Origin of the sequence: Pseudoalteromonas sp. SA25 (genome assembly GCF_011378705.1) — a bacterium.
GTDB lineage: Bacteria > Pseudomonadota > Gammaproteobacteria > Enterobacterales > Alteromonadaceae > Pseudoalteromonas > Pseudoalteromonas arctica.
On the sequence record NZ_WTKV01000005.1, the window covers coordinates 72,673 to 90,473 of the forward strand.

Genomic DNA, 17,801 nt, shown 5'->3' on the forward strand with positions numbered 1-17,801 from the left:
GTTGATATATTATAAAATTATTTGCTTAACAAGCGCGGGTATTAATATCATGTAACTTAAGTGTTAGCAATTAGCTTAATTTGTGATTTAAGTATTAGTTTTAATGCTTTTTTGTGGGTTTTATGACCTTATTTATACTTTGTTTTCTAGGTGAAACTAAGCGTGAATAGGACATAGGGTTAATAATTGTTATATAGCTAGATGAAGCCATGTGTGGAATAGCTAATGATTAAAATAATTTGTAATAATTTATTTCTATAAATTAAAACTTATGTTTGTTTTTCTGCTTTTAATTTATTCAATTATGTAATACCAATTCGCAGTAATACTTAATCAATTTGAGGGGTTAAAGTTGATGCTAAAGGCATTGAAATTTTCTGATTTACGACTGCTAGATACAGGAGGTGGGGTAATGCAGGAGTAATTGCTGATAATGGCTAAGTAATACCAACCTGCATAAATCTTTGATCAATTTAACGAATTAAATTGCACTATAACGTCGTTAAAAATTTTTTATTTAGAACAACTAGATATAAAAATTTTTGCCTAGTTCTAGCGTAATTTTCTTAACGTTAAATAGACCCCATATATAAGCAGATTGGTATAACAAGTTTTGTCTTGTTATCGACACTATTTTCTCATCTCATAATAGATTACTTAATTAAGAGAGTTGGTATTATTTGAGCTTTTATATAGGTGAAATTAAAAACGCCTAATAAATTAGGCGTTTTTATTTATGCTTTATGCTTCATTAAGCGTTCTTTTTCACGCGACCAGTCTTTATCTTTACCGTCTTCGCGTTTGTCGTGTAATTTCTTACCTTTTGCCAAATGAAACTCAAGTTTTACCCAGCAGTTTTTCCAGTACATCGCTGTAGCTATTAAAGAATAGCCATCGCGCTCTGTAGCACCGAATAAACGGTCAAGTTCGCGTCTGCTTAATAGCAATTTACGATAACGTAGCGGGTCGCAAATTACGTGGGTCGATGCACTTATAAGTGGCTGAATTTGACTGCCAAGTAAAAATGCTTCGCCATTTTTAAGATGAATATAAGTTTCTGTGATATTTACTTTACCAGCTCGGATACTTTTAACTTCCCAGCCTTGTAGTTCAACACCCGCTTCAAACTTATCGTGTAAAAAATACTCATGTCGCGCTTTTTTGTTTAGCGCGATGGTATTACTTGTCGATTTTGATGAATTTTTCTTAGCCATAGTGCCCTATAATATACGTAATGTGAGATGTTTTACATCGATTTTTTTAATAATGCTTTTAAAAATTTAGCTTTAATTTAAGCAGCATGAAAATTTGGGGAAACGCGCAAAGCTTGCTAAAATTCGCCCACACAGTTGGGAGTGAGTATGCCACAAATAGAAAAAAGTGCGCTGGTTATGTACAGCACTAAAGAGATGTTTGATCTAGTTAATGATGTAGAAGCTTATTCACAGTTTTTACCAAATTGCTCAGACTCAAAAATTGTTTCACAGCACGATAATAACATGACCGCGAGTTTAGAAATATCTAAGGCGGGTATAAAAAAGTGGTTTACCACCGAAAACACCTTTGTTGATGAACAAACCGTGTTACTGCGCCTTGTTGATGGTCCGTTTAAGACGTTAAAAGGGCGCTGGCATTTTCAAGAGCTTGACGCCAAAGCATGTAAGGTTCATTTGCACCTAGAGTTTGAATTTTCAAGTAAGTTAATAGAGCTTGCCTTTGGAAAGATTTTTAACGATGTAGCAAAAAATATGGTGAGTGCATTTACTCAACGTGCAAAACAGGTTTATGGAGCGCGAGTATGATTAATGTTGAAGTGGTCTTTGCATTACCGACCACGGCCACGTGTTTATCAATTGAAGTGCCACAAGGGACTACAGTCGAGCAAGCTGTTATTCAGTCAGGTATTATAGAAAAGTGCCCAGAAATAGATGCCACATCGCTAACGTTAGGTGTGTGGAATCGAACTGTAAAAGCTAACTATGAATTAAAAGACGATGACCGTATAGAAATATACCGTCCATTAATTGCAGATCCTAAAGATGCCCGCAGAAAACGTGCAGAAAAAGCAAAAGAAGAGGGGCGTGCAAATAAAATAACGGGTGGTCGCCCACTCGAGAAGTAATACCAATCGGCATAAACTTCGAACAATTTAACAGATTAAATCACACGCTAACGTCGTTTAAAATGGTAAAAGCTTTTTAAGTAAACCAATAAAAAAGGTGAACCATGCTCACCTTTTTTACTACCTGAGACGTTTATTGCTCTAGCGGTGTAGTAAAGTTTTCAGGTTGGTCATAATCACCTGAGATTGAAACTAACTTTTCATTTTCAAAGTTAATTACTAACTCTTTATTTTGTTCGTTTTTACGGCCTTTATTAAAGCTGTAAATATAGCGCCAAGTATTGTTATCAAAGGCGTCCTCGGCAATAGGTCTACCTAATACATAAACAACTTGCTCTCGGGTCATATTTACACGAAGTTTTTCAACATCCGATTGCTCTAAAAAGTTGCCTTGTGGGATGTTAATTCGGTATACCCAGCTAGAGCAACCTGCTGCTGAGCTAAGTGTTAAAGCGACGATAAGCCAAAGAGAAAAAGTTTTTAACGACTGCATTGTTAGTTGTGATCCTTATTTTTTATAATCTGCATGATACCGATTAGTCACTGAAGGTAAAACCCTTTTAAGCAATTGTTTTATGTTAAGGGCGTTAAGGTAATGTTTTGACCACTGATAATGAAAAAAGTTTACAGCATATTGAAACGAATATTTTAAAAACTGAGTCTACTTGGTTTTTATATATAGTTGAAACACGATTTGGTCATTGGTACACAGGGATCACGACTAATGTTGAAAAACGCTTTGCAACTCATCAAGCTGGTAAAGGGGCTAAAAACCTTAGAGGAAAAGGGCCTCTTTTACTTATCCATCAACAACAAGTAGGTAATAAAAGTGAAGCAAGTAAGCTTGAGTATCAATTAAAAAAGCTCCCTAAAGCTAAAAAGGAAGCGTACGTTTCAGCATTTAATACTGGCGATAGCAAAAGTACTTAGTTTGTGTAAATTAAGCATATTCGTTATGAGCAAAAACTATCTTCGAATATAGTTTTTGCTCATAGCTGGCGTGTAATATCAGAGCTGCTTAGCGATGCTTTTCAAAGGTAGCTACAAGCGCATCAAGTGTTTGTGCACTGTTGGCTAAGTCGCGAATCGCTTGCTCTGTATTGATTTGTTCGCTCATTGCTTTATCGCTAATTTCGCTAATTTGCTCAATATTACGACTTACATCGGCAACCACATTACTTTGCTGCTCAGTTGCAGTCGCTATAAGCGTAGCCATATCGTTTATTTGATTTGCTGTTTCGGTTATCGTATCAAGTAATTCAACAGAGCTTTGCATTGCACCAACGCTTTGCTGAGCTTTATCTTTCGATTGGCTAATATCATTAACTACATCATCAGATATTTTTGTAAGCTCTTCAATCATAGATTGAATTTCGGTGGTTGATTGCGATGTACGGTTTGCCAGTGCACGTACTTCATCAGCAACAACAGCAAAGCCGCGTCCGTGTTCACCTGCGCGAGCAGATTCAATTGCAGCATTTAAAGCAAGTAGATTAGTTTGATCCGATATGCCTCTAATTGAGTCAACAATACTTGCAATATCAACCGTTTTTTTAGAAAGCAAAGTAACTTGCTCTGTTATGCCATCAATATCGCTGGCAAGGGCTGATATAGTTGCTTGGCTTTGGAGTACTTGTTTATGGCTTTGAATAGTATTTTCGCGGCTGTTATCGGTTAACTTAGCTGTATTTGCTGCGCTTTGCGCTATTTCTTGTACTGTAGCGCCCATTTCGTTGATTGCTGCTGCGACAGATATTGTTTGTTCTTTTTGGTTGTCTATTGCTTGGGAGTTCCGTTTTGCTTGTTCAAATACATGATCAGAGCTTTTCCTAATATCGTGACTTTCGCTGGCAACTTGAGTAATCGCTGTTTCTATTTTATTTATAAACTGGTTAAAGCCGTTACTTAGATTGTTAAGCTCTGGTTGGCTCGATTCTGGTAAGCGGTACGCTAAATTTGCATCGCCGGAGCCTAGGCGTGAAAATAACTCAGCCATTTTAGAAAGTGGAGATGAAAGTGAGCGAGCAAGCAAATAACTGATTAAACTCGCAACTAATGCTGTAATTACCGTAAAAGTAAATATTTGCCATTGCAGGGTGTTTACGCTTGCGAAGACTTCACTTTTTGGCACTTGAGCTACAACATATAAATCGGTGTTTTTAATAGGCATAGCAGCTACAAGTGTCGGTTCGCCATTTAAATTAATTTCTTCTAGTGCAAAGCCATTACTATTAAATAGTTGGCTGTGGATATTTGCAGTATACAAATCATCAATATTTGCTTTAGCTACTTTACTTGCATCTTTATGAAGCTGAATCAAACCATTTTTATCTGCAATGAATACAAAGCCTGTTTGCTCAATTTTAAATTGCTGTAATAGCTTTTGCATATCAGTGATGCTTTTTGCAAGACCTGCTAAACCAGTACCATTAGCCTGCTGATGATTTACAAACATTTTCACATCATTGGCTGACTCTTGATAAATACTGATAGAGTAAGGTTGTTTTGATTGCTTAAAAGCAAAGAACCAGCCATCGGCTGCATCGTTTTTTAACACACGCAAAAACCCATTCTGGTTCCAGTACTGTGCAGTGTCTCTATTTGCCCAAGATGCTGTGGCTAAATCGTATTGCTGGGCAACGCGATTTAATTCTTTTAATAGTAATGTATCGTCTTGGTTGTTTGATTGAGCCCATTGTAAAATAAATTCGTTTGATGATAGTTGCTGAGCAGCACCGAGTAACTCGTTGATTTCACCGCCTATGTGATTGCTGATTGTTTGCAGTTTACTAGGGAGCTCTGACTCAATCATACGTCGCTCAATAATATCCTCTGAGCTGTGTAGGGAAGTCAAACCAATCAGTGCGGCTACGCATATAGCAATAACACTACCTAAAGCTGTGATTTTTTGAGTGATCGAAAGATTTTGTATCGTCATGATATTAATTAATTTTACAACTAAATAGAAAAACATATTAGCACATTATTTATTTGGAACTAAATATTGGCTAAGCAGAATAGGCAAAGATATACCAGATTGATTAAAGTTTTATTAACAGGCATAAAAAAGCCCACATGCAAAAAGCATACGGGCTTGGTTTCTAACAAGCGAAACATTTATTGTTTAGGGTTAAACAATCTTTTTCATTGCTGACATGTAGCCACGTAATTTAGCACCTACTTTCTCAACTGGGTGTTCGCGCAATGCAGCGTTAATTTGAATTAATGTTTGGTTATCAACTTGGTTACTGTGATCGCCAAGACCTTTACCGATAATGTCTGTATCAACGTTTTTCATAAAATCAGCAAGTAATGGTAAACATGCATGGTTATATAAATAACAGCCGTATTCTGCAGTATCAGAGATAGTACGGTTCATTTCAAAAAGCTTTTTACGCGCAATAGTATTGGCGATTAATGGCGTTTCGTGTAATGACTCGTAGTAAGCTGACTCTTCGATAATGCCGGCTGCTGTCATGGTTTCAAATGCAAGTTCAACACCTGCTTTAACCATTGCTACCATTAAAATACCGTTATCAAAAAATTCTTGTTCAGAGATTTCTACATCGCCAGCAGGGGTCTTTTCAAAGTTAGTTTCTGCTGTTTCTGCGCGCCATTTAAGTAAGTTTACGTCATCGTTATTCCAGTCTTCCATCATAGTGCGTGAGAAAGTGCCGTCGATGATGTCATCTTGATGCTTATTATAAAGCGGGCGCATAATTAGTTTTAGCTCTTCACTTAGTTCAAACGCTTTTACTTTTGCTGGGTTTGAAAGGCGGTCAAGCATGTTAGTAACGCCACCGTACTTAAGTGCTTCGGTAATTACTTCCCAGCCGTATTGAATTAGTTTTGATGCATAACCCGCATCAACGCCTTTTTCTACCATTTTATCAAAACATAAAATAGAGCCAGTTTGTAACATGCCACATAAAATGGTTTGCTCGCCCATTAGGTCAGACTTAACCTCAGCAATAAATGATGATTTAAGTACACCTGCGCGATGTCCGCCAGTACCCGCTGCATACGCTTTAGCTTGTGCTAAACCAAGACCTTGAGGGTCATTTTCTGGGTGAACTGCGATCAGAGTTGGTACACCAAAACCGCGTTTGTATTCTTCACGTACTTCAGAACCAGGACACTTAGGTGCAACCATGATTACAGTAATGTCTTCACGTACTTGCATGCCTTCTTCAACGATATTAAAACCATGAGAGTAAGCAAGTGTAGAGTCTTTTTTCATAAGTGGCATAATTGCACTTACTACAGCGGTATGTTGTTTATCTGGCGTTAAGTTAAGTACTACGTCAGCTGTAGGAATTAATTCTTCATAAGTACCAACAGTAAAACCGTTTTCAGATGCATTTAAAAATGATTGGCGACGCTCAGAAATAGCTGAAGCGCGTAATGTGTAAGAAACATCTAAACCAGAGTCACGTAAGTTTAAGCCTTGGTTTAAACCTTGTGCGCCACAGCCTACAATAACTAGTTTTTTACCTTTAAGTGCGTCAACGCCATCAGCAAATTCGCCTGCGTCCATAAATTCACATTGCGCTAATTGCGCTAATTGTTCGCGTAAAGGTAAAGTATTGAAATAATTCGCCATTGTTAGTGTCCTATAAAGTCATGTTTGTTAGATGCGCAAGGTTTGTTGCGCTTACAAACACCATATGTAAAATCGTTGCTTGCGTAAAATGATATATTTGAATTAAAGTGTTTCATAATATGAAATACTGGGTTTGGCATGGATCATAAACATTTAAACTACTTTTTAGCACTGGCTAAAACACTTCATTTTGGACGCGCAAGCGAGCTTTGTCATATAAGCGCACCCACTTTGAGCCGCAATATAAAACACTTAGAAGAAGAGGTAGGTGTTGCATTATTTGTACGCGATAACCGCAGTGTTAAATTAACGCGTGAGGGTGAGTCGTTTATTGATTACGCCACAGCAACGCTTGCTAATTGGCAGCGTTTTAAAACGAATGTGAAAGACCCACAACAACATATTTACGGCAAAGTAAGTATCTATTGCTCGGTTACTGCATCTTATAGTTTTTTACATCAAATATTAGAGCAACTTCGTGCGCAGCATCAGTATATAGAAATAACATTAAATACAGGCGACCCTGCACTTGCTATAAACCGTGTATTAGATGGGCACGAGCTAATGGCTATTGCAGCTAAGCCAAATAAGTTACCGGCGCAAATTGCTTTTGTAGATATAGGGCATTCTCCACTTTTATTAATTGGACCAAAAATTCAATGCCCGATCACACAAAAACTAACACATAATAGTGATGACATTAATTGGTCTGATTTAGAATTTATTGTGCCAGAACAAGGTTTTTCTCGCCAAAGGTTAGAACACTGGTGGCGCAAAAATAATATTCACGGGAAAATTTACGCACAGGTCGCTGGGCACGAAGCAATGGTATCTATGGTGAGCTTAGGATTAGGTGTCGCAATGGTCCCTAAAATAGTGCTAGATAACAGCCCGCTGCAAGATAAAGTACAAATACTAACACCAAAAATGCAAGCGCCTGATGGGTTTGATATTGGTTTGGCAGTATTAAGGAAAGAGTTAAATGACCCTGCAATCAGTGCTTTGTGGAATATTGCGCAAACTTTAGATGCAAAAGCGATTTAATGCGCGCAGAGAATAAGCAAGTTAGTTAAATAGTATGAATATAGGTTGCGTATAAGTTTACTATTACTTAACATTGAGCGCTAATAATAAAAACAATGACGCTTGAGAGTTTATTTATGAACCACGCCGTATCACTTGCTCATTCTGCTCAATGCCTAAAAAAGGCGATTCCTTTGATGGTAAAATACCGAATGCCGGTTACACCCATCAACTATGCAATTTGGTACTGTTATATTCAAGGAAACAAACCTTCATTAAATGCTGAGTTAGACCATGTTATTGCTCTGCAACAAACATGTTCACAAGACAAAGCAAAAGAAATTTTTGATAAACATTTAACGCAAGACGATCTCGTTTTTTTTCAAGAAATGACTGAAAAATTTCATACAACTATGGAGCAAGTTCAGCAAGATATAAGCACAACGCTTGATCACTCTAAAAGCTTTACGACGAGTTTAGTCGACTCACAAAATGAATTAAATATGCTTGTTGATGTAAACTCTTACAATGAGATACTAGGTTGTGTTGAGCGTTTAACTGACGATTCTATTGCAATGCAAGATTATGCTCGGGAGTTTCAGACTAAATTAGCCGTTGCCTACAATGAAATAAAAGATTTAAAAGAAGCACTCAATATTTCAAAGGAAGCAGCCGATACCGACACGCTTACGGGTTTTTATAATCGAGGTAAGTTTGATTCTGATATTGTAAACTTTTGCCTCGAATACTCAGAGCAAGCGCAAGAAGACTCTCTTGCCGTACTCATTATGTTTGATATTGATCATTTTAAGCGCTTTAACGATGATTTTGGCCATCAAAAGGGTGATGAAGTCCTTAGGCTAGTTGCTAAAAAAGTGAGAGAAAATACAACTGAAGCTGCAAATGTGTATAGATATGGTGGCGAGGAGTTTTGCATAACAGCCTACTTTGACACTATTAACGATATAATAGCATTTGCAGATTGTATTCGTTTAGCAATAGCAAAATTGGCGATTCGTAAAAAGCATGATGTAACTGCAAAACGTGCTATTTCAGCAAGTTTTGGCTTAGCAATTTTACGGCCATTTACAAATAGTTCTGTTTTAGTTGAGCGTGCAGATAGAGCCTTATACATTGCCAAAACACATGGACGAAATCGTATAGAAATAGCCCCTGATATTTAATAAGTGCCAGAGGTTTCTGATTTATTTGGGTTAAAGCCGCTCAATTTAGGGCGATTTAATCCAACTTCAGTTTTGGTAAACAAGCAGGTAAAACCCAATAGAGCTGTAGCGAGTTAGCTCTTAGTAATTTTTTATTTGAATAATTGCATTTGCTACGTAGTGCCTCATTTTCAAAGTATCTTAAAGTACTATTAGTCAAAAATTACACAAGCAACTCAAAATATAGTCCTTAGACACAACTACCTTGAAAGATAAATAGTCCGAAAAGCATAAAGTTAACATTTTTGTATACAAATTGTGAATAATTGTAATCAGCTAGAGCTAGTTTAAAAAGACCTTGCTAGTATGGGGAACTCACTTATTTTGATACTTTGATTTACGCTGATGCGGTATGCCTTCTCATTATTAACAGCTCTATGTTTTAGCACTTTGTTTGTTTGCCTTTCGGTGCAAGCAACACAGGCAAGCAAGCATGCTGACGATTATACAGAGCAAGATATAACAACCGATCGTCTGTATTTGAGTTTAAGCGTGGGGGCTGGAGTTATAACCAACCCTTTGCATGGTGGAGATAATATTCCGCTCGTGCTTATTCCTCAAGTTGCGTTTTATGCAGAGCAATGGTTTTTTGATAATGGCCGTCTTGGTTATTCATTTTTGCAAACCCCTAAACATCACTTTAATCTAGTTGGTGAACTCAACTCTGAGTCTCGCTTTTTTATAGACTGGCACCCTAAAAATGTATTTACACTACAAAGTAGTGCCCTCAACAATCAGTTCGTAATGCAAGATGAAGCCTCGTCATCTCGCTATGTTGATATTGATAATTTACATAAACGGCAAATTGCACTTGATGCGGGTATTGCATATCACTATGTAAATGAAGACCATGTTTTTTCGGTTCAGGCTCTGCATGATATAACCGATGTTTATCGAGGTGTACGCGCAGCATTACAGTGGCAGTATCATACTGTGATAGGAAAGCTCAAAATAAAGCCAACACTTGGAATAAACTATAAATCTGCGGAACTAAATAGCTATTTTTATGGACTTAATGAGGGTGAAACTCAATTTGGCAAAATAGACGTTGGTAGTAGTTGGCAACCTTATGCTAAAATCGACGCCCGTTGGCCTCTGAGTAAGGCTGACTCTCTTCGTTTTCATGTAGCATATTACGACTATTCGGCTATGGATGGCAGTCCGCTCTTCGAACGTACTTATTCAATGACTGCATTTATAGGATTCGATCGTACTTTTTAATATGAAGTATTCAATATTAGTTGTCTTTATTACCGCTTTTTTTAGTGGTTTTAGTGTGGCACAACCCCCTTTTTTTAGTGTTTCTCCAAAAGTCTGCGTTGTCTCTGAACAGCAGGGTTTTTGCGATCTTGATTTACAATTTAAATGGCAATTAAACGCCTACAGTGATGTCTGTTTGTATCAGCAAGAGCAACGGCTTCAATGCTGGGAGCAACAACTTTCTGGGCAATTTAATTATAAAGCGCGTGTTCAGGTGGAGACCATATACTCCTTAATCAATCCTCATACGGGTGTGTTAATAGCAAAAACACAGGTTGAAGTACAAAGCGCCCATGCTAAAAAAAATAGGCGTAGGCTTCGCTCTCCGTGGAGCTTTTTTTAATTTAGGAGCAACTAATGCCAAAAATTTTACTTGTTGAAGATGATCTCGGTTTACAACAACTAACAAAAGATTACCTTGAACATAATGGCCTTGAAGTCGAAGTATTAGACCGTGGTGACGAAGTGTTTAATTACTTAGAAAACAATACACCTGATTTAATGATTTTAGACGTTATGCTGCCAGGTAAAGATGGCTTTAGCGTTTGCCGCCAAGTAAGAGATAAATTTACTCTACCAATTTTAATGTTGACTGCTAAAGGTGAAGATTTCGACCAAGTACTTGGCTTAGAGCTTGGCGCTGATGATTATGTAATAAAACCAGCAGAGCCACGAGTATTACTAGCGCGAATTAATGCATTACTGCGTCGTGGACAACCCATGGTAAAATCAAGCGAAGAGCTCCAGTTTGGTGATTTAGTCATTGATAAAACAAGTCGTATTGTAAAACTAAGTGATTCGGAGATTGTATTAACTTCGCACGAGTTTGAGTTACTATGGCTATTAGCGTCAAATGCGGGTGAAGTACTAAGTCGAGAACATGTGCACCAGCATATGATTGGCCGCCAATACGATGGACTTGATAGAACGGTGGATGTACGCGTATCACGAATTCGTAAAAAATTAGGCGACAACAGCGATAAGCCGTATCGTATAAAAACTGTATGGGGACAAGGCTACTTATTTGTTTCTGATGCATGGGATCTTTAGAACTATTTAAGGTTAGTCGGCTTTAATGGGAAAACTGTTTACCAGCTTATATTTATATATCATCGTTTCTTTGTTTGTAGTAAGCGGTGTTATAGAGCAATTGTGGCCTTACGAAGAGTCGCAACAACAGGTCTTCTTAGATGATGAGTTTGGGCAATCACTCTGGTTGCTCTCACAAACTCCAAATGGTCTTAAAAAATTAAAGCACAACTTTGAAAGTAAAGTGATTGAACGACGTGATTTAATACTCCCTCAAAAACAACAATCGCAGCTCAACCAAAACCACTACTTATACTTATACGATAAGCAACAACGCATTGTTTGGTATGTAGATCTCGGTAATGATTCATTACTTCAAGTAGGACCGGTAGGTGTATTAACGCAGGAATCATCTTCTGTTTGGCCGTATTTATTACTACTTATTATTGTAGGTATACCTGTTGGGCTGTGGAGCTTTTTACTATGGCGCGACTTTGCAAAGCTACGTAAAGCGTGTGAAGCGGTAGAGGGTTTGCAAGACTTTCAACTAAATGACTCTTCTAAGTCTTTCTTTTTACCTATTACTGATACATTAAAGGTAATGCAGCAACGTATTGAGTTTTTACTTAGTGCGCAGCAAGAACTTACCTCATCGGTGTCGCATGAGTTTAGAACACCACTAGCACGTTTAAAGTTTGCAATTGTAATGCTGCAAGAACAAATGCTTGACGAAAAAGGTGAGAAATACTTAATAAACATGCAAACAGACATTAGCGAGCTTGAGTCACTAGTTTCTGAAATGCTCGAATACGCGCGATTAGACTCTCAACAACCTAGTTTACAGCCAATAAACTGTGACTTAGCTGGGCTGGTAAAAACAACTGTTGAAAAGCTAAACTTTGAAGCCCGAACAACGCTCTCCGTAAACCTCCCTGAGCATTTAAATTATTACTGTGATAGTCACTTTATGGCGCGAGTATTTCAAAATTTAATTGGCAATGCGCTCAAATATACCCATAAACAAGTCAAAATTACATTGCTACAAGAGACAAAATACATCGTATTGATTGTTGAAGATGATGGGGAGGGGATAGCTCCCGCTGAGCGAGAAAATGTATTTAAACCTTTTACTCGACTAGATAAAAGTAGAGGCAAGGATACCGGTGGTTTTGGTTTAGGACTCGCTATAGTTGCTAAAATTGTGTCGTGGCACCAAGGAGAGTGTAAAGCAGAAAGCTCAAGCTTAGGTGGTGCTAAATTTATTGTATATTTACCTCTCAAATTTAAGACATAAAAAAAGCGCCTAAAGGCGCTTTTTTTGCGGTTAAAAACCAAAATCAACAAGTAGCAATATAATAGACCGCAGGTGCTTAAAAAAGTTCTCAACTATTTTTATTTTTTTCAAGTAATGGCATTAACATTTGCTCAAGGCCATTTAGTTTTACCTCATACATCATCGCAAGTTGACTACCTAGTTTTGAGTCAGGAAACCCTTGCTGATTAAACCAGACTAAATAAGGCTCTGGGAGTAACAACAATGGCCGTCCTGCATATTTTCCAAACGGCATTGTAGTATTTATCGCTATTTTTAGTTGTTTTGGATCCATAAAAACTACTTATGTATTTAAAGTATGCGTAAGTGTAAGGGATTTTAGAGATATAAAATAGGCTGTGACGGGCAAGAAACAGCCTATTTTGCGAGGGAGTAGGCCCTCTGATTTAATAATTTTATGTTGATTGATATAAACCTAGTTGAACTTTAATTAGCTGGGATCTAATTAAGTTATTATTAGAACATGGGTTCTTATTTAACCAACACAGTTAGTCTACCTGTTTTTCATTGTTGTGGTGAATTGGCTTGTAAAGGAATGTAAATAGAATTGCTTTTTATTTAAAAACTAATAACAAAGCCTTAACTGATTAAGGCCTTGTTATTTATAGACGTTATAAAAAGTAATTATTCGTTAAATAGCTCTTGTTTAACGTGCTCTGCAAAACCACTACCGGCTTCTAGGTAAAAGTTATAAGTAGAATGAACACCCATTTCTTCTAGTTCTTTTTGTTGATCAGGGTAGTTTGCAATAGCTGTTACTTGGCCTTTATAACCAGAGGCTTGTAGCTGCTCTAGAGCAAAGATATTTTGCATATGCTTTGGCATTGCAAGCATAACCATTTCTACTTGTGAGTGATTTACTCGTTGCCAAAAGTCAGGGTCGGTTGCATCAGCAATTAAGACGTTGCGGCCTCTGTTAACGTGCTTATCTACCACCTCAGGTTTTATATCTATACCTGCAACAACATTTGGGTGAGTCGCGTTGATAGTCTCATAAGCACCAGTACCAATACGTCCCATACCAAAAATGACTATTCTAGTATCGTTAAGGTTAACAGGTAGCTCTTCAGCTAAACGAGTTTTGCTTTCGAACTTTAATAACCAGTGCTCAATTTTGACGTACAACTCGTTTGAACGTTTATTTAATGGGGAGGCAATTATAAAGGTAATAGAAACAGCAATTGCCATTACAGCTAGCCATTCAGAGGTGATCATGCCTGTAGTTGCAGCCACTGCACATACAATTAAACCAAACTCACTGTAGTTAGATAAGCTAAAAGCAGTAAGTAATGATGTACGCGCGCGTAGTTTAAATATATTAGTGAACATATAATAAAGCGCTATTTTAACGGGTAATACTAAAATAAGTATAATAGCAACAATCAAGGAGTTAGTGGTTAGCTCTGCGCTCAAACCAATACTTAAGAAAAAGCCAACTAGCAATATGTCCTTTAAATTAAGTAGGGATTTTGATAGCTCGCCTGCCTTTTTGTGAGGGGCAAACATCATTCCTATTATTAATGCACCTAAATCGCCTTTTAGGCCTGCAAATTCAAATGCATGATAACCAGCAACTAGAGCAAAGAAAAAACCAAACAATGGTAATAGTTCACCATGTTTAGATCGGTTCAACACGCCATACATTACAGGTCGTAATAAAGGCAAAGCAATTATTAGTGCAATTGCCCATAAATTTGGGACTTTGCCGGTGCTAATAGCTAAAAAGATAACAGCAAAGATATCTTGCATTACCAATATACCAATGGCTATTTTACCGTGTAAGCTTGCCATTTCCCCGCGTTCTTCAAGCACTTTTACTGCAAATACAGTACTTGAAAAGCTAAGCGCAAACCCAACTAATAAAGCACTTTGCCAACTTAAATCAACAAATAGTGGAATAGCGAATACGCCAAGTAACAGCATAAAACCACTAAATAACGCACTGCTAAAAATGATATGCAATGTTGCAGGTGCCCAAACTTGAGGTTTAATTAAACTGTTAACTTTAAGTTTCAAGCCAATACTAAAAAGAAGAAGGGTTACGCCAAGTGCTGCAATTGTATCGAGCAACTCTGTACTTTTATATCCCGATAAATTTAAAGCAAAGCCTGCTAATAAAAATCCAATAAGAGGAGGTAGTTTTAATTGATAAACGGCAAAACCACAAACAAACGCGGCAGCAAAATAGATTAGTTCCATAATTCTTAATATCACTTCATTTGGTGTTGCAGTGTAACGAAAAATTTATGCCATTGAAAATATAATAGACCTAAAAATGAACGCGTCTAATCAATTACTTGCCTTGCTGCGTATGAAAAATACGCATTAAACACTTATTTAATCGTAAATAGTATGTAAATAACATTTTTTCACTGACATTAGCTTTTAAATATGGTTAAGATGCGATAACGAAGAAGTTTAAGCCAGAGCAAATAATAGAGCAGCTCAGCTTAAGGAGAGAGATATGTTTAAAAAGATTTTAGCGTCGGTAGGTATTGGTGCTGCAAAAGTAGACACTATTTTAGAAACTGAACACCTACAACCAGGTCAACTTTTTAACGCACAAATAGTTATCACAGCAGGGGATGTTAGCCAAGATATCGCAGGCTTAGATTTATTATTAATGACTCGTGTTAAAGTTGCGGGTGATGATGGCGATTATTTTACTAATCATGTAATTGAGCAATGGCGAATTACAGATATTGGTACAATTGAGCCAGGCGAAGTTAAAAACATCCCTTTTGAAGCACGTCTTCATTCTGAAACACCTATTACAGAAATTAATGCAGGTTATAATCAATCACATGTATGGCTAGAAACAGGCCTAGATATAGACTTAGCACTTGACCCAACAGATAAAGATCATTTACACATTTACCCTAATGAAGCGGTTAAAACGTGTATGCAAGCGATGGAAAAGTTAGGTTTTAGTTTAATGAAAGCTGACGTAGAAAAAGGCCACTTACGGGCTTCAACTTTTCAGTCATTATCTGGGTGTTACCAAGAACTTGAGTATAAACCTAATAGCCGCAGCTTATTTGGCATTCAGGAGATTGAATTATCGTTTGTACCAGAGGCACATAAAACACATGTGCTTATAGAGCTAGACAGAGCCTTTAAAGGCGATGGTTATGTAGATTTGACCATAGAGCACGATCATGTGAATCTATCGCAGTTGTGTGATCAGCTAGAGCGCTTATTTACTTAGTATAAGCTAACTAAGCTAACGAGTGATTTTAATAAACCCAGCCTAAGCTGGGTTTTTTGCTTATAGGATTTAATATGCAGTTTAAATGTGAGCAGTTTGATGCTTTTGATACACAGACTCTTTTTACTATTATGCGTGGGCGGGTTGATGTGTTTGTTGTAGAACAAAAATGTCCTTACCCTGAACTTGATGATGTAGATATTGCTTTAAATACACAGCATTTATATACATTGGATAATGGGCAACTACAAACTTATGCGCGTTGTTATGACAAAAGTGAGCAATACAGCGCAATAGGTCGCGTGCTAGTAAGTGAAAGAGCGCGTGGCAATGGGTATGCTACTTTACTTATTACTGAAGCTATAGACTGCTGCAAAGCACAATGGCCTGAGCGAGATATTTATATAGGTGCACAAACTTACTTGCTTGATTTTTACCGCTCTTTTGGCTTTGAGGATTATAAAAGTGAATATTTAGAAGACGGTATACCTCATCAAGATATGATTTTAAAACTCACTAAATAAATCCAATTTAAGCAGCTATAAAAAAGCCCACTAATGTGGGCTATTTTAAGGTTAAGGTATTATTTAGCTCAAGAGTGAGTGTAAAAACACCATACCAATAGCAAGTGGACACACAAACTTGGTATACCAAGGCCATATTTTCCAAAACAATGTGTTATGGACCTCAGGATTACCTTCTTTAATTGCTTTAAGTAATGAGCTTCTGTACCAAATCCAACCTACAAATATACAACACATCAGGCCAAGCAAAGGTTGAGCTACTTTTGTAGTTAAAGTAATCACTAAGCCAAATAAGCTGCTAAGGTTACACACAATTATAATGCTAACGATAGCAATTAAAGCTCCAATCAACCAGGTTGCCTGAACGCGTTTCATCCCAAAGCGTTCTACAGTGTATGATACTGGCGCCTCTAACATTGAAATAGATGACGTTAAAGCAGCAATACTCATTAACGCAAAAAATGAAAAGCCCACAAATAAGCCAACTTCGCCCATTCCATCAAATAAAGCAGGGAGTACCTGAAATACTAACGTATCTTCAGAGAGTAATTTACCTGTTGAGGCCGAGAATATTTCAACGCCTTGAGCTTGCGCTACATACATAGCCGGAATAATCAGTAAACCCGCTACAAAGGCTATAAATACATCAATAAGGGTTACATAGGCACCTAAAGAAACAAGATTTTCTTTTTTGCTAATGTACGAGCCGTAAATAATCATTACGCTAGTACCTAGCGATAAAGAGAAAAAAGCTTGTCCTAGTGCGCTAACTAATAGTTTTGCGTCAAAAATAGACGAAAAATCAGGAACTAAGTAAGCCTTTAAACCTTCCATTGCGCCATCTTGGGTCATTACATAAGCAATAAGTGCAAATAAAATCCCCAAAAGAGCGGGCATTAAACGTTTTGACCATTTTTCAATACCGTTCTCAACGCCTCTACTGATAATAGCGACAGTTAGTACGATAAAGACAAGAGTGAATATAATGTTTCGGGTAAGTGATTGTTCACTTAGCCATGTCGATGCTGTGTCGGCACCGACAAGAGTAGCTATGGGTTCAGCTGTAGCGCTGAGCATCCAACCAGCAACAATGGCGTAAAAACTTAATATAAAGCCAGCACATAAAATACCGCCAAAACCAACAATAAAGGCAAAGTGTTTTTGCCATGGCTTATTAGATATTTTTTGAAGTGATGAAACCGCGTTTGCTTGGCCGTGACGACCAATCATAAGTTCAGCCATTAAAGCGGGGTAGGCTAAAAAGAACGCAAGCACTAAATATGCTACTAAAAATGCAGCACCGCCATTACTTGCTGTTTGTGTAGGGAATCCCCAAATATTGCCCAAACCAACGGCAGAACCCGCGGCGGCCATAATAAAACCAAAGCGAGAGCTGAACTCGCCTCTAACTGCGCTCATATTATTGTACTTCTCTATTGTGTGACGGCGGTGACAATCTACTGGAAATGTTAAAAA

18 protein-coding genes are annotated in these 17,801 nt (G+C 37.5%); 11 read left to right on the forward strand and 7 right to left on the reverse strand.

The features are described 5' to 3' along the window. Positions 1-734: 734 nt before the first annotated feature. On the reverse strand, positions 735-1,214 hold the full coding sequence (gene smpB, locus GQR45_RS05605) for an SsrA-binding protein SmpB (protein WP_007584119.1): 480 nt from the start codon (positions 1,212-1,214) through the stop codon (positions 735-737). Between the two features lie 147 nt (positions 1,215-1,361). Between smpB and GQR45_RS05610 the strand changes: the two genes are divergently transcribed. Both GQR45_RS05610 and GQR45_RS05615 read left to right on the forward strand, forming a co-directional pair. After that, positions 1,362-1,802: a type II toxin-antitoxin system RatA family toxin gene (locus GQR45_RS05610; protein WP_007584120.1), complete on the forward strand. Its 441-nt coding sequence runs from the start codon at positions 1,362-1,364 to the stop codon at positions 1,800-1,802. Further along, complete coding sequence (locus tag GQR45_RS05615; protein WP_165725387.1) at positions 1,799-2,122, forward strand: RnfH family protein; 324 nt, start codon at positions 1,799-1,801, stop codon at positions 2,120-2,122. Before GQR45_RS05610 ends, GQR45_RS05615 begins: the two co-directional genes overlap by 4 nt. 133 nt (positions 2,123-2,255) lie before the next feature. On the opposite strand, the gene bamE is transcribed toward GQR45_RS05615, so the two are convergent. Beyond that, positions 2,256-2,615 carry an outer membrane protein assembly factor BamE gene (gene bamE / locus GQR45_RS05620; protein WP_004335706.1) on the reverse strand — a complete coding sequence of 120 codons (360 nt, stop codon included), beginning with the start codon at positions 2,613-2,615 and terminating at the stop codon, positions 2,256-2,258. A gap of 107 nt (positions 2,616-2,722) precedes the next feature. Here bamE and GQR45_RS05625 point away from each other — a divergent pair, with 107 nt between their 5' ends. Then, entirely contained in the window at positions 2,723-3,052 is a 330-nt protein-coding gene (locus tag GQR45_RS05625) for a GIY-YIG nuclease family protein (protein ID WP_165725388.1), read from the forward strand. An 88-nt stretch (positions 3,053-3,140) separates the two neighbouring features. Here the strand turns inward: GQR45_RS05625 and GQR45_RS05630 are convergent, their stop codons facing one another. Continuing rightward, a complete protein-coding gene (locus tag GQR45_RS05630) occupies positions 3,141-5,060 on the reverse strand; it encodes a methyl-accepting chemotaxis protein (RefSeq protein ID WP_024594033.1) in 1,920 nt (639 codons plus the stop codon). Positions 5,061-5,252: 192 nt separating this feature from the next. Continuing rightward, complete coding sequence (gene ilvC / locus GQR45_RS05635) at positions 5,253-6,725, reverse strand: ketol-acid reductoisomerase (RefSeq protein WP_165725389.1); 1,473 nt, start codon at positions 6,723-6,725, stop codon at positions 5,253-5,255. 138 nt (positions 6,726-6,863) lie between these two features. On the opposite strand from ilvC, the gene ilvY reads away from it, so the two are divergent. The 6 genes from ilvY (at position 6,864) to GQR45_RS05665 (ending at position 12,554) form a co-directional block, all read left to right on the forward strand. After that, positions 6,864-7,769 carry an HTH-type transcriptional activator IlvY gene (gene ilvY / locus GQR45_RS05640; RefSeq protein WP_165725390.1) on the forward strand — a complete coding sequence of 302 codons (906 nt, stop codon included), beginning with the start codon at positions 6,864-6,866 and terminating at the stop codon, positions 7,767-7,769. A gap of 116 nt (positions 7,770-7,885) precedes the next feature. Further along, positions 7,886-8,932, forward strand: a complete 1,047-nt coding sequence (locus GQR45_RS05645; protein WP_180961421.1) for a GGDEF domain-containing protein — start codon at positions 7,886-7,888, stop codon at positions 8,930-8,932. 447 nt (positions 8,933-9,379) lie between these two features. Continuing rightward, the gene (locus tag GQR45_RS05650) at positions 9,380-10,192 is read left to right on the forward strand and encodes a MipA/OmpV family protein (protein ID WP_165725391.1); all 813 of its coding nucleotides are present in this window, start codon (positions 9,380-9,382) and stop codon (positions 10,190-10,192) included. Between the two features lies 1 nt (position 10,193). Next, a complete protein-coding gene (locus tag GQR45_RS05655; RefSeq protein WP_180961420.1) occupies positions 10,194-10,574 on the forward strand; it encodes a DUF3019 domain-containing protein in 381 nt (126 codons plus the stop codon). A 14-nt stretch (positions 10,575-10,588) separates the two neighbouring features. Next, a complete protein-coding gene (locus GQR45_RS05660) occupies positions 10,589-11,281 on the forward strand; it encodes a response regulator (protein WP_007584133.1) in 693 nt (230 codons plus the stop codon). A gap of 25 nt (positions 11,282-11,306) precedes the next feature. Next, positions 11,307-12,554 carry an ATP-binding protein gene (locus tag GQR45_RS05665; protein ID WP_165721597.1) on the forward strand — a complete coding sequence of 416 codons (1,248 nt, stop codon included), beginning with the start codon at positions 11,307-11,309 and terminating at the stop codon, positions 12,552-12,554. An 88-nt stretch (positions 12,555-12,642) separates the two neighbouring features. On the opposite strand, the gene GQR45_RS05670 is transcribed toward GQR45_RS05665, so the two are convergent. Both GQR45_RS05670 and GQR45_RS05675 read right to left on the reverse strand, forming a co-directional pair. After that, positions 12,643-12,867, reverse strand: a complete 225-nt coding sequence (locus GQR45_RS05670) for a DUF3820 family protein (protein WP_101216204.1) — start codon at positions 12,865-12,867, stop codon at positions 12,643-12,645. Positions 12,868-13,217: 350 nt separating this feature from the next. Then, positions 13,218-14,792 (reverse strand): cation:proton antiporter family protein, encoded by a 1,575-nt coding sequence (locus tag GQR45_RS05675; RefSeq protein ID WP_165725392.1) that lies wholly within the window; start codon positions 14,790-14,792, stop codon positions 13,218-13,220. A 265-nt stretch (positions 14,793-15,057) separates the two neighbouring features. Between GQR45_RS05675 and GQR45_RS05680 the strand changes: the two genes are divergently transcribed. Then, on the forward strand, positions 15,058-15,801 hold the full coding sequence (locus GQR45_RS05680) for a sporulation protein (protein ID WP_007586609.1): 744 nt from the start codon (positions 15,058-15,060) through the stop codon (positions 15,799-15,801). Between the two features lie 74 nt (positions 15,802-15,875). Continuing rightward, positions 15,876-16,325 (forward strand): GNAT family N-acetyltransferase, encoded by a 450-nt coding sequence (locus GQR45_RS05685; protein ID WP_165725393.1) that lies wholly within the window; start codon positions 15,876-15,878, stop codon positions 16,323-16,325. A gap of 63 nt (positions 16,326-16,388) precedes the next feature. Here GQR45_RS05685 and GQR45_RS05690 read toward each other — a convergent pair whose 3' ends face one another. Continuing rightward, positions 16,389-17,744, reverse strand: a complete 1,356-nt coding sequence (locus GQR45_RS05690) for a sodium-dependent transporter (RefSeq protein WP_007586611.1) — start codon at positions 17,742-17,744, stop codon at positions 16,389-16,391. Between the last annotated feature and the right edge of the window lie 57 nt (positions 17,745-17,801).